The organism is Gallaecimonas mangrovi (genome assembly GCF_003367375.1).
GTDB classification, from domain to species: domain Bacteria; phylum Pseudomonadota; class Gammaproteobacteria; order Enterobacterales; family Gallaecimonadaceae; genus Gallaecimonas; species Gallaecimonas mangrovi.
This window is the reverse complement of the sequence record NZ_CP031416.1, coordinates 247,294-270,000: the sequence shown is the minus strand read 5'-3', so window position 1 is coordinate 270,000 and position 22,707 is coordinate 247,294. Positions and strand designations below refer to the sequence as shown.

18 protein-coding genes (1 of these 18 only partly in view) are annotated in these 22,707 nt (G+C 53.5%); 8 read left to right on the top strand and 10 right to left on the bottom strand.

Going from position 1 to position 22,707, the window contains the following annotated elements; all coding sequences use genetic code 11:
- Positions 1-827, top strand: the 3' portion of a protein-coding gene (gene trmA, locus DW350_RS01230; RefSeq protein WP_115717119.1) for a tRNA (uridine(54)-C5)-methyltransferase TrmA. Its footprint begins 274 nt before the window's first position; only the last 827 of its 1,101 coding nucleotides appear in the window; its start codon lies beyond the left edge, outside the window; the stop codon is at positions 825-827.
- A gap of 24 nt (positions 828-851) precedes the next feature.
- Here trmA and fabR read toward each other — a convergent pair whose 3' ends face one another.
- The gene (gene fabR, locus DW350_RS01225) at positions 852-1,466 is read right to left on the bottom strand and encodes an HTH-type transcriptional repressor FabR (protein WP_115717118.1); all 615 of its coding nucleotides are present in this window, start codon (positions 1,464-1,466) and stop codon (positions 852-854) included.
- A gap of 176 nt (positions 1,467-1,642) precedes the next feature.
- Here fabR and DW350_RS01220 point away from each other — a divergent pair, with 176 nt between their 5' ends.
- Positions 1,643-2,752 (top strand): acyl-CoA desaturase, encoded by a 1,110-nt coding sequence (locus tag DW350_RS01220; protein ID WP_115717117.1) that lies wholly within the window; start codon positions 1,643-1,645, stop codon positions 2,750-2,752.
- A gap of 23 nt (positions 2,753-2,775) precedes the next feature.
- On the opposite strand, the gene DW350_RS01215 is transcribed toward DW350_RS01220, so the two are convergent.
- Entirely contained in the window at positions 2,776-3,933 is a 1,158-nt protein-coding gene (locus DW350_RS01215) for a multidrug effflux MFS transporter (protein WP_115717116.1), read from the bottom strand.
- 95 nt (positions 3,934-4,028) lie between these two features.
- On the opposite strand from DW350_RS01215, the gene DW350_RS01210 reads away from it, so the two are divergent.
- The 4 genes from DW350_RS01210 to DW350_RS01195 are packed head-to-tail and all read left to right on the top strand — an operon-like array spanning position 4,029 to position 7,817.
- Positions 4,029-4,958, top strand: coding sequence for a LysR family transcriptional regulator (locus DW350_RS01210; protein WP_115717115.1), 930 nt, complete (start codon positions 4,029-4,031; stop codon positions 4,956-4,958).
- A gap of 23 nt (positions 4,959-4,981) precedes the next feature.
- On the top strand, positions 4,982-6,382 hold the full coding sequence (gene sthA / locus DW350_RS01205) for a Si-specific NAD(P)(+) transhydrogenase (RefSeq protein WP_115717114.1): 1,401 nt from the start codon (positions 4,982-4,984) through the stop codon (positions 6,380-6,382).
- 37 nt (positions 6,383-6,419) lie between these two features.
- Positions 6,420-7,298: an MBL fold metallo-hydrolase gene (locus DW350_RS01200; RefSeq protein WP_115717113.1), complete on the top strand. Its 879-nt coding sequence runs from the start codon at positions 6,420-6,422 to the stop codon at positions 7,296-7,298.
- Positions 7,299-7,307: 9 nt separating this feature from the next.
- Positions 7,308-7,817, top strand: a complete 510-nt coding sequence (locus DW350_RS01195) for a TIGR00645 family protein (RefSeq protein WP_115717112.1) — start codon at positions 7,308-7,310, stop codon at positions 7,815-7,817.
- 23 nt (positions 7,818-7,840) lie between these two features.
- On the opposite strand, the gene DW350_RS01190 is transcribed toward DW350_RS01195, so the two are convergent.
- The 5 genes from DW350_RS01190 to DW350_RS01170 form a co-directional block, all read right to left on the bottom strand.
- On the bottom strand, positions 7,841-9,181 hold the full coding sequence (locus tag DW350_RS01190) for an SH3 domain-containing protein (RefSeq protein WP_115717111.1): 1,341 nt from the start codon (positions 9,179-9,181) through the stop codon (positions 7,841-7,843).
- A 14-nt stretch (positions 9,182-9,195) separates the two neighbouring features.
- Positions 9,196-10,128 (bottom strand): 3-hydroxyacyl-CoA dehydrogenase NAD-binding domain-containing protein, encoded by a 933-nt coding sequence (locus DW350_RS01185; protein WP_115717110.1) that lies wholly within the window; start codon positions 10,126-10,128, stop codon positions 9,196-9,198.
- A gap of 293 nt (positions 10,129-10,421) precedes the next feature.
- Positions 10,422-11,357 (bottom strand): 3-hydroxyacyl-CoA dehydrogenase NAD-binding domain-containing protein, encoded by a 936-nt coding sequence (locus tag DW350_RS01180; RefSeq protein ID WP_115717109.1) that lies wholly within the window; start codon positions 11,355-11,357, stop codon positions 10,422-10,424.
- Complete coding sequence (locus DW350_RS01175; protein WP_115717108.1) at positions 11,347-12,270, bottom strand: DMT family transporter; 924 nt, start codon at positions 12,268-12,270, stop codon at positions 11,347-11,349. The genes DW350_RS01180 and DW350_RS01175 overlap by 11 nt, the downstream gene beginning before the upstream one ends.
- A 302-nt stretch (positions 12,271-12,572) precedes the next feature.
- On the bottom strand, positions 12,573-13,907 hold the full coding sequence (locus DW350_RS01170; RefSeq protein WP_336406963.1) for a Na+/H+ antiporter NhaC family protein: 1,335 nt from the start codon (positions 13,905-13,907) through the stop codon (positions 12,573-12,575).
- A gap of 239 nt (positions 13,908-14,146) precedes the next feature.
- Between DW350_RS01170 and DW350_RS01165 the strand changes: the two genes are divergently transcribed.
- Both DW350_RS01165 and DW350_RS01160 read left to right on the top strand, forming a co-directional pair.
- Entirely contained in the window at positions 14,147-14,857 is a 711-nt protein-coding gene (locus DW350_RS01165) for a L,D-transpeptidase family protein (protein ID WP_115717106.1), read from the top strand.
- A gap of 109 nt (positions 14,858-14,966) precedes the next feature.
- Positions 14,967-16,703 (top strand): potassium/proton antiporter, encoded by a 1,737-nt coding sequence (locus DW350_RS01160; protein WP_115717105.1) that lies wholly within the window; start codon positions 14,967-14,969, stop codon positions 16,701-16,703.
- A gap of 26 nt (positions 16,704-16,729) precedes the next feature.
- On the opposite strand, the gene DW350_RS01155 is transcribed toward DW350_RS01160, so the two are convergent.
- Genes DW350_RS01155 through DW350_RS01145 form a run of 3 tightly spaced genes read right to left on the bottom strand, consistent with a single transcriptional unit; the run spans position 16,730 to position 22,698 of the window.
- Positions 16,730-21,607, bottom strand: coding sequence for an Ig-like domain-containing protein (locus DW350_RS01155; RefSeq protein ID WP_115717104.1), 4,878 nt, complete (start codon positions 21,605-21,607; stop codon positions 16,730-16,732).
- Positions 21,608-21,664: 57 nt separating this feature from the next.
- Positions 21,665-22,186, bottom strand: a complete 522-nt coding sequence (locus tag DW350_RS01150; protein ID WP_115717103.1) for a phage tail protein — start codon at positions 22,184-22,186, stop codon at positions 21,665-21,667.
- 11 nt (positions 22,187-22,197) lie between these two features.
- Positions 22,198-22,698, bottom strand: coding sequence for a phage tail protein (locus DW350_RS01145; RefSeq protein ID WP_115717102.1), 501 nt, complete (start codon positions 22,696-22,698; stop codon positions 22,198-22,200).
- Positions 22,699-22,707 lie beyond the last annotated feature (9 nt).

Genomic DNA, 22,707 nt, shown 5'->3' with positions numbered 1-22,707 from the left:
TGATTGCGCTGTTAAAGCCCAACACACTGCTGCGCAAAAAACTGTTTCAGGTTGAGTTTTTGACAACCCAAAGCGGCGAAGCGGTTATTAGTTTGCTCTACCACAAGCCGCTGACCGATGAATGGGAAGTTGAAGCCCGTAAGCTTCGCGATACGCTGCAACAGTTCGGCCGGGTGGATTTAATTGGCCGCGCCAAAAAACAAAAGCGGGTACTCGACCGCGACTTTGTGGTGGAAAAGCTCGAAGTTAAAGACCGTAGCTGGACCTTCCAGCAAGTTGAAAACAGCTTCACCCAACCCAACGCCGGTATTAATGAAAAAATGCTGACCTGGGCTCTTGATTGCACCGCCGGTATTGGCGGCGATCTCTTGGAGCTGTACTGCGGCAATGGCAACTTTACCCTGCCCCTTTCTACGCAATTTAATAATGTCTTAGCCACTGAAATTGCCAGCAGTTCGGTTACCTCGGCGCAATACAACATGCGGGCTAACGGCATTGAAAATGTCACCGTTGCCCGGCTAGCGGCCGAAGAGTTCACCGAAGCGATGGAAGGCAAGCGCGAGTTTCGCCGGTTACGTGGTATTGACCTTAGGTCCTTTGATTGCCGCACCATTGTTGTTGACCCACCGCGCGCAGGCCTAGACCCTGCCACCGAGCAGTTAGTGGCCGGTTACGAGCATATTCTCTATATCTCTTGTAACCCCGAGACACTGGCGAAAAACCTTGAGACCCTAACCCAAACTCACCGGCTGGAAAAACTGGCTCTTTTTGACCAGTTTCCCTATAGCCACCATATGGAATCGGGTGTGTGGCTGGTACGTAAATAAAGAAGGCGGCATTGGCCGCCTTCTTTATGCTTTTTTACCTTTCATGGCAGCCGCGCCCGTTGCCACCATGCGCAGCTGCATCATCACCTTGTCAGCTAAGCCCTGGCGGGCACTGCGAGACAGATCTAAAGCCTCGGCACCGGCCGAGAACACCAAGGTCACCATGGCATCGGCCTGCACCTTGGCTTCTTCTTCACCAAAGCCCATTTCCTTTTGCAGGTAATCGGCAAGCTCGGCAATAAAATGCTGGATCTCGCGGCTAACAGCAGCGCGAAAGGCAGGTGAGGTACCAGAACGTTCACGCAGCAGCAGCCGGAACACATTGCCGTTATCGTTCATGAACTCCATAAAGGTTTCAACGGAGGTGCGAATAACACTGCCCCCGGCTGCACCGGCAATACGGGCACGTGCCTGGCGCATCAGCTGGCGAAGGGTAAGGCCCGCTTCGTCAACCAGGGTCAGCCCTAACTCGTCCATGTCTTTAAAGTGACGATAAAAGGAGGTTGGCGCGATGCCAGCTTCACGCGTTACTTCCCGCAGCGACAGATTGGAAAAGCTACTGTCAGCACTGAGCTGATTCAAGGCGGCATCAATAATGGTTCTGCGAGTCTTGAATTTTTGTTGTGCGCGGGCGCCCATGGATGACTCCAAAAAACAAAGAGGCTCATTCTAACGTCATTTTTGCGCCGGGTCCCCAGCAGCAAGTGGCGATAAAAAGCTTAATGCTGATCAAGTCTCAATTTAAATCGGATTGACAGTTGGCAGTACTACCGGGAAAATTGGCGAACAGTTGTAAGCCGAAACCAGGATAACCGATGGAAAAGCCCCGTATTATTTGGGTTAACGCGATATTTTTTACCGTATCCACGCTGTTGGCACTGGTAGCGGTGCCACTTTGGGGTGTGTACCACGGCTATAACCTTTGGCAATGGGTAGCCTGCATTGGCCTGTTCGCCTTTTGCAACCTGTCTATCACTGCTGGCTACCACCGCTTGTGGTCACACAAAGCTTACCAGGCCCACCCAGCGCTGCGGTGGATCTTTGCCATCGGTGGCGCTCTGGCGATTCAAAACTCGGTAATTCACTGGGCATCTGACCATCGGGTGCACCACCGCCACGTCGACAACAACGACGTTGACCCTTATTCAGCGGGCCGCGGCTTCTGGTATTCCCACATGGGCTGGATGCTGCGTGACTACCAGCCTGAGCGCTACGATGACTACAGCAATGTGCGCGATCTGTTTAAAGATCCGGTTGTCGACTTTCAGCACCGCCATTACATGAAGCTGACCTGGGGCTTAAACCTGCTGGTTACCGTGGCAATTGGCTTGGCGGTGGGCGATGTTATCGGCACCGTACTGTTGGCGGGTTTTCTACGGATTTTCTTTACCCACCACACCACCTTTTTCATCAATTCTTTGGCGCACTTTTGGGGCCGAAATACCTTTAGCAATAAGCATTCGGCCCGCGATAACGGCTTCTTGGCACTGCTGACTTTCGGTGAGGGTTACCACAACTTCCACCACACCTTTGAAAACGATTACCGTAACGGTATTCGCTGGTTCGATTACGACCCAACTAAATGGTTAATTAAGGGTGCCAACAAATTGGGCCTTGCCCAGGGACTGCGTAAAACCCCGGAAGAGATGATTGTTAAAGCACGCCTTACCCGGCAGTTGGAAGAGGCAACCGAGAAAGCCCAAGCTAACGGCCTTTGCTTTGCCGAATTGCACCGTCACTATGATGAAACGGTGGCGACTGCCCAGCATTACTTCCAGTTAAGAAAGCGCTGGCTACAAATGAAAAAAGCCAAGTTGAAACGCTCGGTAGAAGCATTAGAGCTGCGCAAGCAACTGGAAGAAATGGCCGAAAAACTGCACCGGCTGCAGCAGCACTGGCAGCAGCTAAGAATGCAAATAGCTTAAAGAAGGCGCCGCTGGCGCCTTCTTTATGTTTCAGCGCACCATTTTAAACTGCGCAGGGTTAACCAAAGTGCCAGCAGCATCGTCACCCACAGCGACCACTGCGGCGCTATGGGTACAGCCACCGCCAGCAAGCCAATCAAAGCGCCACCCGCCATTTGCAGGCAAAGCAGCAAGGCCGATGCAACGCCCGCTTCGTTGGCAAAAGGCGCCAGCGCCAAACTGGTGGCAGGCCCCAGCAAACAAGCAAAGCCTGTGCAAGCAAATGCTACCGGCAGCATGTAACCCCAAGCCGACAAGGGCCAGCACAGACGGCTAGCAAAGAGTGCAACCACGGCAAGCGCCAACGCCGCCACGGCAAACTTCAGGCACGCCAAACGGCCGAAATGGCGAATAACTCCGCTCGCCAGCAAGCTACTGAGCAAAATCCACAGTGCATTAACTCCAAACACCAGTGAGAATGCCACCGGACTTAACCCGGCTTGGGTCATTAATACGGTTGGAGCCAAAGACACGTAGCTATTAACCATGCCCATGCCACTGGCATTGACTAAGGCAAAGGCCAAAAAGGGTTTATGGCCCAGTAGCGCCTTATAGCGGGCAAGCGGAATACTGCTGCTATCTTGCGTTGAATTAGGCCGCGTTTCAGGCAGCCACCACCAAACCACCACTAACATGCACAAGGCATAGAGCGCCATAAACCAAAACGGCGCTTGCCAGTTAAAGCGCTCCGCCAGCAGGCCCCCCAACAGCGGCGCTATGGCCGGAACAACGTTAAGCGCACCATTGAGAAAGGAATAAGCCTGGGCACTTTGCGGGCCATCAAGCCGGTCGCGAACGGCGGCAAAAGCGACGACTGCCGTGCCGCAAACGGCTATGCCTTGCACCAGTCTTGAGGCAACAAACAGCCAGCCACTGCCAGCATTGACTGCGAGCAATGCACCGAATAGGTAAATAACAATACCGGCTAAGGCCACCGGACGGCGACCCAAACGGTCAGCCATAGGCCCCGCTAACAGTTGGCCGAGCCCCATCATTAGTAAAAACAAACTGACGGTGCTTTGTATCAAGGCAGCGGGAGCATCAAGACTCTGAGCAATTGCCGGGATAGCAGGCAGGTAGATGTCGATGCCCAAAGGCCCAAACAACACTAAACACAGTAACAACCATTTAAACCACGCCATACCTGCCCTCCGTCAATCGCGGCCACTCTACGGGCGAGCAAATATGAATACCAATGATATTATTTCAGTAACGATATTCCTTGAAGGCATGTTTAATGAACTTGAGTCGCCTGGCTAAAACCGACCTGAATTTGCTGGTGAGCCTTAACGCCTTACTGGAAAACATGTCGGTTTCAAGAGCCGCAACGCAGCTAAATTTGACGCAATCGGCAATGTCAAAAACCCTGACCAGGCTGCGTCTGTTATTTGATGACCCTTTATTGGTACGCCAAGGCCAAGGGATGAAAGCAACACCGCGCGCCGAGGCGCTTTTCCAGCAACTGCAGCAACTATTGCCACAGCTAGAACAGCTGCTGCAACCAGCATGCTTTGACCCAGCCAGTAGCGACAGAACCTTTAGGCTTAGCGTTATCGATGGTGCCTATACGCTCTTTTTTCCGAAATGGTTACCGAAGCTTCGCAAGCTGGCACCACATATTCGCCTAGAGTGCTTCCCGGCGCAGGACTTGGGCCTGGACGGCCTTATCGCCGGCCAACAAGAGCTGGCCATTACCGCGCAAGACGAACCGGTAGCACCACTGCCGAATGGGCTGCGCCAACACACCTTGATGACCGATCGCTATCTGTGCGTAGCAGCCAATCATAATCCAAGGCTTCGCCACCCCTGGCAGTTAGCCACCTTCCTGGCGTGGCCGCAGGTGCATATTCATTGCGAGTGGGACGGCGACTGGCTGCTAGATTCAGAGCTCGCCCGGCTTGGCCATCAACGGCAAGTAATGATGCAAGTGTCCAGCCTGCAGGCAGCAATGCAGTCGGTGCTGTGCTCTGACTTACTCACCATTTTACCGGCGGCCTACGCGGCACAAATGGCGCAGCAGTATCCGCTTACCCTATTGGAACTGCCGATGACGCTGCCTCTTAGCCTGCCACCGCTTCGTCAGCAACTCATCTGGCACCAACGCAGCGACAACGACCCTGGCCTGAAGTGGCTGACTGAATTTTTCATCCAGGCTGTGCAACAATAAGCCAGTACAATCAGGAGGTAGCAGTGGCTAACTATCAATACGATACCCTTATCATCGGCACCGGCCCTGGCGGTGAAGGGGCCGCCATGCAACTGGCCAAGCACGGCCACAAGGTGGCGGTGGTGGAACGCCACAGTGAAGTAGGCGGCGGTTGTACGCACTGGGGAACCATACCGTCAAAGGCGCTACGCCACTCGGTTTCTCGCTTGGTGGAATATAACCAAAGCCCGTTGTTTGCCGATGTGCAGCCAGCGCACCGCCTGACCTTTCGCCATATTCTCGGCCACGCCTCTTCGGTGATTGGCAAACAGGTAAAATTGCGCGCTGGCTTTTATAGCCGCAACGATGTGGAAATCATCAGGGGCGAAGCCCGCTTTGCTGATGACCATACGCTGGCCATTCGCCAAAGCGATGGTTCTGACGAATTCGTTACCGCCGCCAATATTGTTATCGCTACTGGCTCGCGCCCCTACCGCCCCAAAGACATCGACTTTAACCACCCCCGCATTTACGACTCCGATACCATTCTTAGCCTCAAACACGAGCCACGCTCGGTGATCATTTACGGCGCCGGAGTTATCGGCAGCGAATATGCGTCAATTTTCCGCGGCCTGTCGGTGAAGGTTGATTTAATTAACACCCGCGACCGTTTGCTGTCTTTTCTTGATGCAGAAATTTCCGACGCCCTGTCTTATCACCTTCGCAGCTCCGGCACCGTTATTCGCCACAACGAAGAATATGACCGGGTAGAAGGAAGCGATGACGGTGTGGTAATGCATTTTAAATCCGGCAAGCGCCTGAAAGCCGATTGCCTGCTGTTTGCCAACGGCCGCACCGGTAACACTGACCGTTTACAGTTGGATGCCATTGGCCTTAAAGCCAACGGCCGTGGCCAGCTGGAAATTAACGAGCGCTACCAAACAGCGCTGGCGCATATTATTGCCGTGGGCGATGTTATTGGTTACCCGTCCCTGGCCTCCGCCGCTTACGACCAAGGCCGCATTGCCGCCACCGGCCTGATTGATAGCAGTGCCGACCCGGCCAACCTTATCCCAGATATTCCTACCGGCATTTACACCATTCCCGAAATAAGCTCGGTGGGGAAAACCGAAGAAGAACTCACCGCTGCCAAGGTGCCCTACGAAGTGGGCCGCGCACAGTTTCAGCATTTGGCCCGGGCACAAATTGCCGGGTCGCCGGTTGGCTGCCTAAAGCTGCTATTTCACCGCGAAACCAAAGCCATTTTAGGTATTCATTGCTTCGGTGAACGCGCCTCAGAAATTATCCATATCGGCCAGGCAATCATGGAGCAAAAGGGCGCTGGCAACTGCATTGATTATTTCGTCAACACCACCTTTAACTACCCCACCATGGCTGAGGCCTACCGGGTGGCGGCCTTGAATGGATTGAACCGATTGTTCTAAACAATGCGCCCAGGGGGCGCTTTAGCAAGGAGGTAACATGCATGCGAAATGGATAAGTGCCCTACTGCTGCTGGTGGCCGTTAGTTGCCAACCGCTATGGGCTGCAGAAGAATATAAAATTGAACCGGTAACCGGCGGCTTGTACCGCTTTACCGCTGGACATTATGAGTCTGTTTTCCTCGTCACCGACCAGGGCATTTTGCTCACCGACCCACTGAACGACAAAGCTGCGACCTGGCTGCATAAAGCCTTGAAGAGCCGCTACCCCAACACCCCCATCCGCTACCTGATATACAGCCACAACCATGTGGACCACGCCTTGGGTGCCGACAAACTAGTTGACCCAACCACGGTACTGGTAAGCCAGGCGTTGGCCCGCGAAGACATGGCCCACACTAAGCTGCCGGTAAAGTTGCCCGATCTCGTGTTTAACGATAAGGCCAGTATCTACCTAGGGAATACCCAGGTAACACTGCAGTACTGGGGCACCAACAATGGCCGTGGTTCTATCAGCATGTTGTTTGAGCCACAAAAAGTGCTCTATGTGGTGGACTGGGTGGTGCTTGGCCGTATGCCTTATAAAGACTTAAAAGGCTATGACATCGAAGGGATGATCCATTCCACCAAAGCGGTGCTCAATCTCGACTTCGACCGTTTTGTTGGTGGCCACGGTGCCATGGGTACGAAAGCTGATGTACGCCACTACCTTGGCTACTTAGAAGCCCTTTATGATGCGGTGCGTGACGGCATGCTTAAAGGCAAATCCCTGGCGCAATTGAAAAGCGAGATAAAACTGCCGCAATACAGTAATCTTCCCCTCTACAAGGAATGGTTACCGCTGAACATCGAAGGGGTTTATCGCACCCTCAACGACAGCTCCTATTTCGACTTACGTCCAGACATACCCCAAGGCTAAATACCCTTTATGAGAGCAAGAACCGAACGCTTTATCGAATCATTGATGTACGCCTCACGCTGGCTGCTAGCCCCCCTTTATTTGGGGATGAGCCTAACCTTGCTGGCGCTACTGATTAAATTCGTACAAGAAATCATTCACATGGCGCCACTCATTTTAGAAATGTCCGACAACAACCTGATTTTGTCGGTGCTAACGCTGATTGATATGGCCTTGGTCGGCGGGCTGATTGTGATGGTGATGCTCTCGGGCTATGAAAACTTCGTATCGCGACTCGACCTTAAAGAGTCTGACGAGAAACTGGGCTGGCTGGGCAAAATGGATTCGGGCAGCCTGAAAACCAAAGTGTCCGCTTCCATTGTGGCCATATCGGCGATTCATTTGTTGAAGGTATTTATGAATGCCGACGACATTGAAGATAACAAGCTGATGTTGTATTGCCTTATCCACCTCACCTTTGTGGTGTCGGCCTTCGGTATGGGCTATCTCGACAAAATGTCGTCGGGCAAGAAAATCTAAAAAAGGCGCCTTGGGCGCCTTTTTTATTGCAGGGTTTTAATGTTGTAACTGGCCTCTAAATAACTGGTGGATGGGCTTAGCATTAGCGGCAATAACGGTGTTACCGAAACGCCATTTAACACTCCGCGGTACAGCTTGCCGTCTTTAAGATAAGCAAGCCCGGCCACATCATGGATTATCCAGGGTTTACCATCCTGCCAACCCAGCAGCATGGCCACATGGCCCGGTAAATAAATTAGGCTGCCCACCGGCGCCTTTTTTAGAACCGCCAGCTTTTGACTAACCTGCCCTTTGCCAAACCGGTGGTTAAGACCAAATTGGCCATAGCCTTGCTCACCGGAATTGCGGGGCAGTAAAAAACCAAAAGTGCGGTACACCTCGCCCACAAAGCCGGTGCAATCACGGCCATCAAAGTCGTGGCCCCAGCCGTAACGCTCGCCAAGGAATTTAAAGGCCTGACGAATAAGGTTGCCCTGGGTGTAAGGCAAATACCCAACATGCACACCTTGGCTGCGGGCAATGAGGGCCGGCTTAAACGCCAGGCTGCCATCGCGGTTTCTCACCGGTAATGTCACCACATAACCGCTATAGGGATTCTGGCCATAAAGATCGTGGCCTTTAAAAGCCGCTAACGGCAGGCGAAGCCCCATATCGAACTTACGCTGCGAGACCCGCGGTTCCACCGGGTTAAATACGGTTTCAACCCGAGCGCCCGTGGTCATCAAAAAAGGCGTTTTCTGCCCGTAAGCCAGCACATCTTGCCTTGAACCAATCGCCACATCGGCCGCCTGCACCCAGGCTCGGTAATTACGCGATTGCGCAAAGTACCATTTGCCATCGCGGCTAGTGGCCATGATCGCCAGTGCCTGGCCGGGAAAAAGCCCGGTTTCCTGGAAACGGTCAAGGTCAGTATTAAGGTCTTTTTTAAATACCCGCGTTGTCGTCGGAAAGGTACGCATTGCCGTACGCCTGACCACCAAAGCAAACCGCAGCGGCTGGCTCTCTTTAATGGCAGCAAGGTTGCGGCTGGCAAGATAAGGCGGCCAGTCCAGCGCTTTGCCGCTAGCAAGGTAACGCTCGCTGGTATGGCTAATGGCAGTAATGGCTTTTTTAACCTCCTTGCCACTGATTGCATTGGGCAGTGACGCCAGCGCCACACGCTCTGGCACGGCGGCTATTACCTTGGCATTGAAATCACTAATGGCTTTGGCAGACATTAACAGTGGGTCTTGCCCGTTGAGCTTTTTCAGCCAATACCAGGGAGCAAGGTCAGCGGGTTTTAAGGAAGGAATATCGCTGCTGGCCGCCGGCTGTGCAAAGGCGCAAAAGCTGCACAGCCAGACCAGCAGTGCGTACTTTGCCATGCTAAGCCTCTTGATTAGTCGGGGAAGCGCTCGCGGTCGGTAACAATAATGCTGTGGCGGCGGTCCCTTTCGTCACGGTAAAAAGTTAAATCAGAAATGGGGTAAGCGGTTTCGGTTTTCTCGGCCAGGCGGCGAATGACATCATCGGCCAGCAAGGTTGGGTCACCCAGGCAGCCCGCTAATTTTTTACCCACCCGGCTTAAATACAGGCCAATACCGCCTTTGCCACCATCCATGTGCAGTGACTTAAAAGGCCCGCTGGCAGCCCAGCGCACCCCTACTGCATGGGTAACCACTGTATCAAGTTCCTTGACGCTAACCACCCCTTCTTCCACCAGTTTGACCGCTTCGGCCAGCAGCGCCATTTGCAGGCGGTTGGCAACCAAGGCTGGAATTTCGCGGCGAAGGCGTACCGGTTCCTTACCAATGCGCTTATAAAAGGCACAAAGCTTGTCGACATAAAGAGGTGGGGTTTTGGCGCCTGCCGACACTTCAACCAGCGGCAAAATATGTGGTGGGCTAGCAGCATGGCCAATCATCAGCCGTTCAGGAGCGTTCATTCGTGCCGCTTGGTCTTCCACCGACACCATGGAACTGGACGACACCAAAAGCGTGTCAACATCCACCAGCGACTCGATTTTTTTCCACAGCCGCTGTTTGAACGCCACTAACTCTGGGCCAGCTTCTTGAATAAGGTCCGCGTATTCAACCGCGTCATATAGACTGTGCGCCATGGTAATGCGGTTAAGAATAAGGCTTTGGTCTTCGTAGGTGGCGGGCACTTGGCTAATCAGCCGTGGCAGGCTACGGGCCACTTGTTGATCCCAATCTTCCCTGGGGTCGTACAGCTTTACCCGGTAACCGCGCGCTGCAAAATAGGCAGCCCAGCCCAGGCCGACTCCGCCTGCGCCAATCACCGTAATGATGCCGTTATCCAAAAACTCCATGACCTGCCTTTGCAAGGTAAATAGGGTCAGGAGCCCGCACCTCGAGCAGCGACCCAGCCACAACTGGTTAAACCACTGATATTTCCACCGGCGACAGGGGTAGGCAAGAGCGCATCCGACTAGCTGCCATTTTTTCGAGACGCCGGTCAGTCTCGTTACAAGCGATTTACCTGCACCCACTTCTCGGCAATAACTGCCGCGACCTTATAACGCCCGGCCAGTGCTGCATGACGCCGGGTTTTATAAGGTCGCGGCGTGTTAGTGCTTTTTGCCATAACCGAGGCGATACATCGCTAACTGTCAGGAAAGCGCTTTTGGTCGTCAATGATCACCGCTTGGCGGCGGTCCCGTTGATGCTGGAACAGGGTGAACTCTTCAACGGGGTAAGCGGCTCTTGCCATATCGCCCAGGCGGTGCACCAGCTCCTTGGTAAACATGTCTTTTTGGCCGATGTTATCAGCAAGCCCAATACCAATGTGCTGCAAAAAGGCACCTAGGCCGCCTTGGCCGCCCCCCAAATGCAGCGCCTTTAACGGGCCGATAGAGGCCCAGCGAATACCGAGTGAGTGGGTAACGATGGTGTCTAAGTCTTTTAAGCTCACCACCCCTTGGTCCACCAGCTTTATAGCCTCCACCGCCAGCGCCATTTGCAAGCGGTTAGCCACAAAGCCCGGCACTTCCTTATTTAGCCGCACCGGCACCTTGCCAAGCTTCTTATAAAAGGTCATTACCCGCTCAAGATACAACTTGGGCGTTTTTTCATCGGCGCTCACTTCTACTAGCGGCAAAATATGAGGGGGATTAAAGGGGTGGCCGATAATTAACCGTTCTGGCGCCTTCATCTTGGCCGCCTGCTCACTGGCAACAATGCCAGAAGAAGAAGACATCAACAGCGCATCAATAGGCGCCAGCTCTTCAACCTGTTGCCACAAAAGCTGTTTAAAAGCCGCTTGCTCAGGGCCGGACTCTTGCACGTAGTCGGCAAACTCTACCGCTTCATGCAGTTCGTTGACCAACCCTATGCGACTAAGCACGATTTTGGGGTCATCATGCAGACTGGGCACCTGGCTTACATACACCGGCAAGGTGCGGCTGATGTGCAAATCCAGGTCGTCCCTTGGGTCAAAAATTTTAACTCTGTGGCCACGGGCAGCAAAAAGCGCGGCCCAAGAAAGGCCGATAACACCGGCGCCAATCACCGCCACCAGGCCGTTTTCCTTAAAGTCCATCTGATGCCTCCTCTTTAACCGGTGCAGGCGCACTGGCCTTGGCCATTGCCGCTTTGCGGTTCGTTAAATAAACGCCACCGATAACCAAAGCCCCGCCCAATAACTGAGGCCCATTAATACTCTGGCCAACCAGCAGGCTCAATAGCGCCGTAAATACCGCCAGCAAATTTAAAAAGATGCCTGCCCTACCCGCCCCGACATCACGAATGGCGCTGTTCCACAAGGCAAAGGAACACACTGACGGGAACAAGGCGATGTACAAAATGCCGACCGTGGCCTGGGTACTAAGATGAAAGGCAAAATGGCTGTGCAGAAAAAACGGCAGCAGTACTACCATCCCTAAACTGGCAGAAACGGCAGTAGCAGCAATGGGGGGAATACCTTGCAGGCGCCGGCCAATCAGGGTGTAAAAAGTCCACACCACAATGGCCGCCAGCATCAGTACGTCGCCAACGTTATAGCTAATGGAAAATAGCTGCAGCAAGCGGCCACGGGTTAGCACCAGCAGCACCCCAGCCAGGGAAATAAATAAGCCCAGCACATTGATGCGGCTTAGCTTTTCACCCAACAGTGCCGCCGCTGCCAGCGCCAATAAGGCCGGGTTAATGGCATTCACTAACGAGGCATTTAACGGGGTGGTGAACCGCAGCGCTTCATACAGCAAGATGTTATAGCCAAGAATACCCAGAAAGCTTAACAGCAGCAGTACCTTCCAGGCCCGCCACACCTCGCGCCAGCGTGGTTTTTCCAAAAAATGTGCCAGGGGAAAAAGCAATATGATGGCGAGCACCCAACGCACAAAAGTCATTTGCACTGGTGTCATCTCGGCGACAACGTATTTGCCAAACACGTAGTTACCGGCCCAAAACAGGTTGGCGAGTACCAGAAATACGTACACCCTGTACTTGGTCATACCGCTTCCTTACAACATCAAATTGCTTGGCAGTCTACCACAGCCTGAGCGGCTTACTCTGGCGGTGGCGACCGTTTTTTAGCCACCATACCACCACTTTAGCGAGTCATTTTTGGCCCCACGCTTTTCGCCAAGGGGCGTGCTAATGCAAAGACAAAAAAGGCAGCGGTGAACTCACCCGTGCCTTTCAATAACTTTTAATATCAAAAGGATATCTCATTAAACCGATGCTATCTGCCAGCATCGACACGAACGAAATTGCTGCTTTGTTGTATTAAAAAGGCGCCTAAAGCGCCTTTTCCTCAGAGCATCACTAACCCGGCCAGGAAATACAGCACCAAGCTGATACTGCCAGCCACCAGGGCATAGGGCATTTGGGTGCGAACGTGTTCCAATAAGTCGCACCCCGAGGCAATGGATGACACGGCGGTGGTGTCCGAAATCGGCGAGCAGTGGTCACCAAAAATACCGCCCCCTAAAATTGCGGCCAGTACCAAATCGGGCGGCAAATGCAGGCTTTCTACCAGTGGCATCCCTAACGGAATCAAAATGGCAAAGGTGCCCCAACTGGTGCCAGTGGTAAAAGACATGGCGGCGCCCGCCAAAAACAGCACCGGTGCCACCAGCACCAGCGGCAAAAACTCCCCAACCAAACCGGCAATATAAGCACCGGTGCCAAGCACCTTCAGGCTGGCGCCAAGAGCGATAGACAACAATACAATGCTAACCAGTTGCAGTAGCTCTCCCATGCCGGTAAAACACAGTGCCATCAAGCTTTGGTGGTTAAACTGCGGCTGGAAAATCATCAACAGATAAGCCACCAGAATGCCGCACAAGGTGGCATAAAGCATCGATTGCGAACCATTACCTTGGGTTAAGTCGCCGTGGCCGCTCCAGAGCATAAAGCCCGCCATACCACCAATAAGGGTGATAAGCGGCAACACCATAAAACGCACCTTGGTTGGCGGCACAGTGCTAAGCCCGGCCAGCTCTTGCTCCAAGCGCTTTTCACTTTCTTTCATTGGCCCAAATACCTTGCCGGTCCAGGCCACGTAAAAGGCGATAACAAGGGTGACAATGGCGTAGAAGTTCAGTGGCACCGAATGCCAAAGGGCACTGACTTTACCGCCAGGTAAGTCATAGCCGTCCAATAGGCCCAGCACGTAAGCGCCCCAGCCATTCAGTAAAATCAAAATACACACCGGCGCCGAGGTGGAATCCACTAAATAGGCCAGCTGCGCCCGGCTCATTTTGAACTTGTCGAACAGGCCGCGCGATAAAATGCCGGCGGTCAGCACGCTGAGGTTTGACTCAACAAACACCGCCACCCCCGCAAACATGGTGATAAGCCGCGCCCGGCGCGCGGTGCGGGCAAGGCCCATATTCACCAGCCACTGCACCGTTGCAGCGACCCCGCCAGACTCGCGGATAAGTGCCAGAAAGGCACCAATCAACACGCTAAACATCAACAACTGCACATTGCCAGTTGAGGAAAATACTGCCACCACCCGCTCAACACTGTTGATGCCAGTTTGGCCCAATGCCGGGGTGCCTTTCGCCAGTAGCTGTAAGCCTTCAGAGGCAATAATGGCCAACACCAAGGCGCCAATAACGTCTTTTTTCCAAAACACGAACACAATGGCCACCAACGGTGGCAAAAGGGCATACCAATGCACAGGGAAGTCTCAGGTTTAAAATGGGGAATACGCTTTGATAACAAATACCGGCGCTAACATAAAATGCCTTATCAACGAATGAGATACACAAAGCAAAAATAACATTCAGATCGCCGTAAACTGCAGGCAATGGTTGTTTTTTCACACTACCTTGGGTGAAGAAGGCGCTGATGAAAGTATCGAGTATCAAGGACGGGCCAATGAAAATAATCCTGGTTTTACTGCTGGTCAGTAGTTTTAACGCCTTTGCCGCCCAGCAGCTGATTGTGATCACCACCGACGCCTGGCAAAGCACGCAAGGGCAACTGCGTACCTTTGAAAAAAAACAACATCACTGGCAACCCGGCCCAGTGCAAACAGCGGTCAGTCTTGGCCGCAGTGGTTTAGCCTGGGGATTAGGAATTTACCCTAAAACAGCCAAAACACCGCAAAAAGTGGAAGGAGACGGCAAAACCCCAGCGGGAATTTTTCAGTTGGGCACCAGCTTTGGCTACGCCAAAGCCCTCAACACAGCGCTGCCGTATTTAGCCACCACCGCCAGCAGCTATTGTATGGACGTACCGCAGTCGCCTTATTACAACCAGTTGATTAACAGTGACAAAGTAGGAGAAAAGGCTGTAGAGGGCTCCACTGAACCATTACGGCTAGACCTCAAAACTGCGGGCGACATGCGTTACCAGGAAGCCATAGTGGTGAAACATAACCCCGCTAATATCGCTAAAGCGGGCAGTTGCATCTTTTTGCACATCTGGAAAGCACCAGGGGTAACAACAGCAGGCTGTAGTGCCATGCCCAAGCCCGCCATGGATGCCTTGTTGGCTTGGCTAACACCAGAAAGTGAGCCATTACTGGTGGTAATGCCAAAAGCCATTTATGAAAAAATGGCCATTAAGTGGAAATTTCCACAATAAACGCCCTTTAATCACAATAAAGTCATAACGAAAAGGCGCTGTTTCCTAGCACTGACTGCAGTTGCTGGGGTAGAGTAAAATTTGTTACCCGCCAGGAGAGTTGCCGACATTGGACGCCACCACCATTAATAGCCTTTACATCGTTGGTGCCTTGTTGGTAGGCGCCAGCGTGCTGGTGAGTTCCTTGTCCTCCCGGCTCGGCATTCCCATTTTGGTTATCTTCCTGGCGGTGGGTGTACTGGCGGGCGATGAAGGCCCTGGCGGCATTCATTTTGATAACTACCCGGTGGCTTACCTGGTCAGTAACCTGGCGCTGGCCGTTATTTTGCTTGATGGTGGCCTGCAAACCCGCGCGGCCACATTCAGAGTCGCGCTGTGGCCAGCGTTGTCACTTGCTACCGTCGGCGTTGCCGTTACCACGGCCCTCACTGGCCTGGCTGCGGCTTGGCTGTTCCACTTTAGCTGGCTCGAAGGCATGTTGGTGGGCGCCATTGTTGGCTCTACCGATGCTGCCGCGGTGTTTTCGCTGCTTGGCGGGCGTAGCCTAAACCAGCGGGTCAGTGCGACCTTGGAAATCGAGTCTGGTTCTAACGACCCGATGGCGGTTTTCCTCACCGTTACCCTTATTGCCATTATCAGCCACCGCACCGAACCCGGCGCCATGCTGCTTGTCAGCCTGTTGCAACAATTTGGTCTGGGGGTAGGCTTGGGACTGGCCGGCGGCTGGCTGATGTGGAAACTGGTTAACAGGGCCAACCTTGCCGCCGGGCTTTACCCCATTTTGGTGGTCAGCGGCGGCCTGCTGCTGTTTGCCATCACTAACGCCATGGGCGGTAGCGGCATTCTGGCCATTTATTTGGCTGGGCTCTTTATGGGTAACAAACCGCTTCGTAGCCGCAGCACCATATTAAGCGTGCTGGATGCCTTAGCCTGGTTAAGCCAAATCGGTATGTTCTTAGTATTGGGGCTACTGCTCACCCCAAGCGATCTGCTGCCCATTGCCCTTCCCGGCCTTGCTTTAGCGCTGTGGATGATTTTGTTCGCCCGGCCGGTAGCGGTATGGGCAAGCCTGGGCTTTTTTAAGAACTTTAAAGCCAGGGAGCGCTGGTTTATTTCCTGGGTTGGGCTCAGGGGGGCGGTGCCTATTATCTTGGCCGTTTTCCCGATGATGGCAGGGCTTGAACACGCCCAAGTGTTTTTTAACCTCGCCTTTTTCGTGGTGCTGGTGTCGTTGTTGCTGCAAGGCAGCACGCTACCGCTAGCGACACGCCTGGCAAAAGTGGAAGTGCCAGCAAAGCCGTCACCCATTTCTCGCGCGGGCCTGGAAATTTACCCCACCAGTCAATGGGAGTTGTTTGTTTACCGGCTGGGGCCAGAGAAATGGTTTATTGGCCAGCCACTTCGGGAACTGCACATGCCCGAGAACACCCGTATTGCTGCGCTATTTCGCCGCAAACAATTGCTGCATCCCTCCGGGAGCACCCAGCTCGAAGCCGGGGATATTCTTTGCGTTATTGGCAAAGAGGCGCACTTAAGTGAGTTAGGCACCCTTTTTAGCGAACCGCCGCAGCGGGGGCTGGACAATACCTTCTTTGGCGACTTTGTTTTGGACGGTAAAGCGCCCCTTGCCGATATTGCTCCCATCTATGGGCTGGTGCTCGAGGCCGAACAACAGCAGCAAACCCTGGGCGAATTTATCGGCGGCGCCCTTGGCGACAAGGTGGTTGAAGGCGACCAGCTCAATTGGAATAACCTGTTGTGGACAGTGGTGTCAGTTAACCAAAATGGTATCGACAAAGTCGGGATTAAGCTCGGCAGTGATCTTGAGCAAGAGATAGCCAACTAAAAAGGCGCCCCAAGGGGCGCCTTTTGTCAGTGTAGGCGTCTTCGCCTACCGATAAGTACCAGTAGCAACAACCAGGGCCAGCTTAAAGCACCGCCGCCATGTTTATGTACGGTACTTGGCCAGGGTTCACCCAGGCTATTTTCCACACTGTTATTGCTCTGATCGGTGTCACCAGCAGAACCGTCAACTCTGGCATCGATAACGGCATCGGCCAAAGAAACATCGCCTTGTAACAGCAGCTCAAATGTTGTGCTGGCACCATTTGCCAGCGCCCCCAAGTCACACTGCCAGCCAACGGCAGACTCAACACAGCCATCGGGCCAACTGTCCACACCTATGGCATCCGGGATAGACAGTGTCAGAGTTACGTCATTGTCGTCAGCCGAACCGTTATTGGTAACCACAAGCTTATACCGGGTTTGATATTGCTCCGCCGTTGCTGGCAGACGGAAACTCGTCAGAGATTGCGGATCGGTTAAATGACTTGCCAATTCTAAATCTGCTTGTGGTCCAAGCTCGAAACTGGCGTTGCCATTGTATATAGCGACAGCGTCATCCAAGGTGTCGGCGAGCAAAATATCGAGCAAACCGTCACCATCAAGGTCAGCCACTAAACCAAGACTATCTGGGTGGAACAAGGTTTGGGTTGATGCAGTGAAACTGTCTGCCGAGCCGTCATTACTGAGTAATTGCCAAGTACCGTTGTCATGTTGAACCAGGATGTCGATATCACCATCATCATCAAAGTCACCGGTCAAAATACTGCTAACTGCCGCATCACCAACACTGACCACACTGTTTAGGGTACTGCCATCGGCCTTCATGACAGTAATACCACCGCCATTACCATCAGCATCCAAGCTATAGCCAATAATGGCTCTAGTTGTTCCATCACCAACCAAATCAGATACTTGTAATGAATTTATACTGCCTGATGCCGTATCGTCAGCAAGGGCAGAGAACGCGCTACCCGCAGCCGATTGGTCAGCCACGACATCCAGATCAATTAAGCTCAGTTCAGTACCATTTGTCACTAATAGCCGGCCGTCGGGCCACACCGCAAAATTGCTAACAGTAAAAGGTGTTTGGACAATTTGCAGCGCAGCACTGCTGCCACCAAGATTGCCACTAAATAGGTAAAGACCCAGGCCATTGATCAGCAGATCGGGGTAATCATCATCGTTAAGCTCGGCAACTTGCACTTTTCGCCCGTAAGGCAATGTCTGTAAAAGACTAAAGGTCAGATCACCTTGGTTAATATAGATACCCGACGCTTGCCCACTACTGTTTATAACAACCAGGTCATCCAGACCATCTTGGTTCCAGTCAATAGCGGCCAACGCTTTGGTATTGCCGGTATTATCTATGATTGCCTCGGCTACTAAACTGTCACCGTCAAAGCGATACAGGGTAATGTTGTCATCGCTGCTGGTGCCTACCGCCAGCAACGACTCTGAGTCACTGGTGAGCAAAGCCAATGAAGTGGCTTGGGAAATGACAGTTGATATGTCCCCCTGGCTAACCGTATTCGCCGCAACGGTGACATCTGTCGTTAGCTCCCCTAACACAGAGCCATCCGAGCTTAAAACCTTAGCGCTTACCGTTTGGTCGCCCTGGCTATCGGTAGAGACTGGCAATGTAAACTGCACATCGGCATCGATGGCTAACGTCAGCGGGCAACTTTGCACGTCACCGGTTAACGTACAGCCCGCCAGAGCCGTCATGTCGCCGCCCTGCCATTGTATTTCGAGGGTGGCATCATCTAAGGCTGGCCCCGCTTGGTGCTGTGCGGTAATAACCAGCGCCAAATCCTTGCCGACCCTGGCCGGTAAACCTTGCCAACTGCGACTCAGTGCCACCACGCTTTGCGTCGCTTCACTGACTTCCAGTACAAAGCTCTGCGTTGCCGTTTTAGCGCCGTCAGAAGCAGTCAGTGTTACGGTATGGTCGCCCTCGGAGCCAGCAGGCGCAGTGCCGGTCAGAACATCATCATCAAGGGTTAACCAGCTTGGCGCTTCGGTAAGCGTCAGAGTCACAGCACTATCGGGGTCATTGACTTCGACCTGGTAGCTCAGTGTGCTGCCAACCACCATCGAACTCGGAGCCGTGCTGGTAAATTCTGGGGCGTCGTTTACCGGACTGATGGTTAATGTCACAGTAGCGCTACTGCTGCCACCGTTACCATCACTGACGGTATACATGAAGCTGTCAGACGTAGACTCACTGCCATCATGTTGGTAACTAAAACTGCCATCGCTATTTAGGCTAAAACTACTTGCCTGTGCAGGACCACTGAGCAACGTTGCCGTCAGGGTATCGTTATCCGTATCGCTGTCATTGGCCAGTACTCCGTTCGCTGCCGTGGTGGTTAGTAGCCCACCTTCAGCGAGACTGTAGCTATCAGCATTAGCCACCGGCGCGGTGTTGCCGTCTGTAACTTCGATGGAAAATACCGTTAATGAGGCAGTCTCAGTGCCGTCGGTAACACTGATCTGAATATTACTGTAGGTGCCGACATCATCCTGAGTGGGCGAGCCAGTAAGCGCGCCGGTGCTGGTATCAAAACTTGCCCAAGAAGGTTTATTGACGATAGAGAACGTTAAGCTGTCACCATCGGCATCACTAGCGGAAGGAATAAAACTATAGGTTGCAGCCGCAGCAGCAGTACTGTCCGGGCTACCACTGATGGTGGGTGCAGAATTTGCGCCCGTTGACGTTTCGGTATCTTTGGTTACCGACGCCACACTGGCGCTACCGGCATTACCCGCCACATCAGTTAGTGTCAGGCTGTAACTTAAGGTGCCATCGTTAAGGCCGCTAACATCAATGCCGGTTAACTGCTGGTTACTCGCTGTAACAGTGCCGCTGCCAGACACCGCTGTACCGCCGCCACTGCTCGACACCGCGAATTGATAGCTTGCGCCAACCTCGGCGCTGCTAAAGGTCACCGAACTTGCACTTTGATTGCTGCTGTTAATCTCGCTTTGGTCGACCACCAAGCTGTAACCGCTGGGCGCCGTGGTATCAATGGTCAGGCTCAGCGCCGCTGACGCGTCTGATTCATTACCTGCCCCATCAGTCTGTACCGCGGTAAGACTGTGGCTGCCTTCGGCCAAAGTGCTGGTGGTCACGCTCCAGTTACCACTGCTGTCAACGGTGGTGCTTCCTACCTGGGTCGAGCCGTCCCGTACCACGAGGCTGGCGTTTGCTTCACCGGTACCACTCAGGGTTGGGGTGGTGTCGTTAGTAATGTCATCACCACTGGTGCCACTATCGGAGCTGCTATCCAGTACGAGGCTCGAGGTGGCAGCTGGTTGCTGCGTATCTTTGGTTACCGACGCGACGCTGGCGCTACCAGCATTACCCGCCACATCAGTTAATGTCAGGCTGTAACTTAAGGTGCCATCGTTAAGGCCGCTAACATCCAGCCCTGTTAGCTGCTGGTCACTGCTCGCAACGGTGCCACTGCCAGACACCGCTGTACCGCCGCCACTGCTCGACACCGCGAATTGATAGCTTGCGCCAACCTCAGCGCTGCTAAAGGTCACAGAGCTCTCACTTTGATTGCTGCTGTTAATCTCGCTTTGGTCAACCACCAAGCTGTAACCGCTGGGCGCCGTGGTATCAATGGTCAGGCTCAGCGCCGCTGACGCGTCTGATTCATTACCTGCCCCATCAGTCTGTACTGCGGTAAAGCTATGGCTACCTTCGGCCAAAGTGCTGGTGGTCACACTCCAGTTACCACTGCTGTCGACGGTGGTACTTCCTACCTGGGTCGAGCCATCCCGCACCACGAGGCTAGCGTTTGCTTCACCGGTACCGGTTAGAGTCGGGGTGGTGTCGTTAGTAATACTATCGCCACTGGTGCCACTATCGGAGCTACTATCAAGCACCGGGGTTGATGGCGCTGCTGGCGCTTCAGTATCACCACTGACTGCTGCTGAGACCGTAATATCGTCAACCAGTACATCGAGATCGGAGCCGGTGATGTACAAAGCATCAATATTGTTAAAAGTGGTATTGCTGCTAAGCGTTACCGTGCCGGTGGATGCTGTGGTCGAACCTATCTCGACACCGTCCCTATAGCCGTGCAGGGTGACGGTGCTATCCCCGGCATTGGTATCAAGAAAAAAGGAATCGAGTTTAAATTCAGAGCCGTCCTGGCTACTGATGTGTATTTCGGTGACATCGCCGATATTGACACTATAAAAGTACAACCAGTAGGAACCATCCGGGCCATTGCCGTTGATACTGGTCAGGGAGTTCAAATAGAAGGGGTCGTGACCGGAACTGAGGTTGCTGTAAAAGACGAAGGAGTTGCCAATGTTGGAGTTATTGGAGAAGTAAGTGGGACTGCTGGCGACGCTTTCAAAGTCCTCATTACTCACCGCCAGCAATATGGGCAGCTGGGCCAATAAAACATTGTTAGCAGCGCGGCCTTGACCATATTCAAGGATTAGATCCCCCCCCAGCGCAGCGGGGCCTGTGGCATCTGTTGATGCCAGCACCGGCCGGGCGATACTAGCCGAGATTGCATCAACCAACTGGTACCCAGTCCCACTGGCCACGTCACAGCCCCATAGTTCCACCTGGGCATCGGCGGTTAGGTGCTGCTGCCAGCGGGCAAAAAATTCGGGGTGCGCTGCTAAATAGGCTTGGTCCAGGCGCTGCCCAGCTATTTCAAGAACACCTGATGCACCGTGGCTAACCAGGCTGACCCGCGACCACTGGCTACCGGCAAGCGCCGAGGGCAGCTCATCCAAGCTCTGCACTATTCGCAGTTGCTGCCCTTTTTCTACATGCACGTCCGGCGCCAAAGCGGCATCTACCAGCACCAGCTCTTTGGCTTGCACTTGGCCGACAACAGCCATCAACGTTAACAACAGCAGCAACAAACGCCACATCAGTATGTCCTCACCTCAAAAGCAGGCATCAAGCCCGTGTTTCCAAAGCCCCAACCGTTAGGAGTGGGGCGGATAAACGCCATATAGACAGATAATGAAATTCACCACCTGATATGGCTGTAAGTTGTTATGGGCCTGGCTGCCGCCAGTGGCAGTCAAGGCAAGGGGCGACATGGTTGTATTAACACTGTCGCTGTATTGCTCGTACGGTAAACGGCCAGATTGGCCCTGTGCCCATACCGCGTTTTGCGGCTCTTGTTCATCGCTGCTGGTAGCCGCCTGGGCCTGATGAGTGTGGGCTGGCATCTGTGAGGTCAGCAGCGTTACGGTATCTACACCGCTCGTTTCCCCAAGTACAAACGGGCTAAGACCCGGCCCCGTCCCCCAGTGCATAGGCGCACGCCCACGCAGGTCTGGCAGGGCAAAAGTACTGATGCCATCGCCACCGTAGGTGGTGCCCAGCAATGAAAATAGCGCCGTGTTCTGGCTTATAGGCATTAACTGGCCGTCACAAAAAGCCCAGCTCCTTGGGGCAAAATTGCCGCCAAAAAGGCGGATCTCACCGGTATATGCGTCCATTAATCCGTTCCTTAACTTCGGCTGGGGAAAAGCCCTTGGGTGGCGATACAAAAGCTCACCACCAGAAAAGGCTGCATGTTGTTATGTGCTTGGCTGCCGCCACTGCTGCCAATCGCGGCCTCTGACATTGTGGCGTCGGCAGTGCTGGCGTAGCCGTCGGCGTAATCACCCACAGACCAGTAATGCCCCACCGGCGAAGACTCTGTTGCCGCTGCGCTCTGGGCCATAGCAAGGTGATTGTGTACGGGCATTTCAGCCACCGTCAGGGTATGGGTTTCCTCGCCGGCACTTTGTCCCAGAGTGCGGTCAGCGCTGGCATGGACAGGGGCTCGTCCTTGCAGATTGGGTAAGCCAAAGGTGCTGGTGCCGTTGCCGCCATAGGTCGTACCGAGGATGGCGAACAATGCCTGATTGCTGGCGATGTTTAGCAGTTGGCCATTACACAGCGCCCACCCTGTGGGGACCTTATCGAAGGCAAAAGCGCGGATCTCACCGATAAAAGGTTCAGACATGACTATTCC

Bases quoted from the DNA above. Each gene is read 5' to 3' on its own strand.
- fabR (WP_115717118.1), bottom strand. From the start codon at position 1,466: ATGGGCGCCCGCGCACAACAAAAATTCAAGACTCGCAGAACCATTATT.
- DW350_RS01220 (WP_115717117.1), top strand. From the start codon at position 1,643: ATGGAAAAGCCCCGTATTATTTGGGTTAACGCGATATTTTTTACCGTA.
- DW350_RS01215 (WP_115717116.1), bottom strand. From the start codon at position 3,933: ATGGCGTGGTTTAAATGGTTGTTACTGTGTTTAGTGTTGTTTGGGCCT.
- DW350_RS01210 (WP_115717115.1), top strand. From the start codon at position 4,029: ATGAACTTGAGTCGCCTGGCTAAAACCGACCTGAATTTGCTGGTGAGC.
- DW350_RS01200 (WP_115717113.1), top strand. From the start codon at position 6,420: ATGCATGCGAAATGGATAAGTGCCCTACTGCTGCTGGTGGCCGTTAGT.
- DW350_RS01195 (WP_115717112.1), top strand. From the start codon at position 7,308: ATGAGAGCAAGAACCGAACGCTTTATCGAATCATTGATGTACGCCTCA.
- DW350_RS01190 (WP_115717111.1), bottom strand. From the start codon at position 9,181: ATGGCAAAGTACGCACTGCTGGTCTGGCTGTGCAGCTTTTGCGCCTTT.
- DW350_RS01185 (WP_115717110.1), bottom strand. From the start codon at position 10,128: ATGGAGTTTTTGGATAACGGCATCATTACGGTGATTGGCGCAGGCGGA.
- DW350_RS01180 (WP_115717109.1), bottom strand. From the start codon at position 11,357: ATGGACTTTAAGGAAAACGGCCTGGTGGCGGTGATTGGCGCCGGTGTT.
- DW350_RS01175 (WP_115717108.1), bottom strand. From the start codon at position 12,270: ATGACCAAGTACAGGGTGTACGTATTTCTGGTACTCGCCAACCTGTTT.
- DW350_RS01165 (WP_115717106.1), top strand. From the start codon at position 14,147: ATGAAAATAATCCTGGTTTTACTGCTGGTCAGTAGTTTTAACGCCTTT.
- DW350_RS01155 (WP_115717104.1), bottom strand. From the start codon at position 21,607: ATGTGGCGTTTGTTGCTGCTGTTGTTAACGTTGATGGCTGTTGTCGGC.
- DW350_RS01150 (WP_115717103.1), bottom strand. From the start codon at position 22,186: ATGGACGCATATACCGGTGAGATCCGCCTTTTTGGCGGCAATTTTGCC.
- DW350_RS01145 (WP_115717102.1), bottom strand. From the start codon at position 22,698: ATGTCTGAACCTTTTATCGGTGAGATCCGCGCTTTTGCCTTCGATAAG.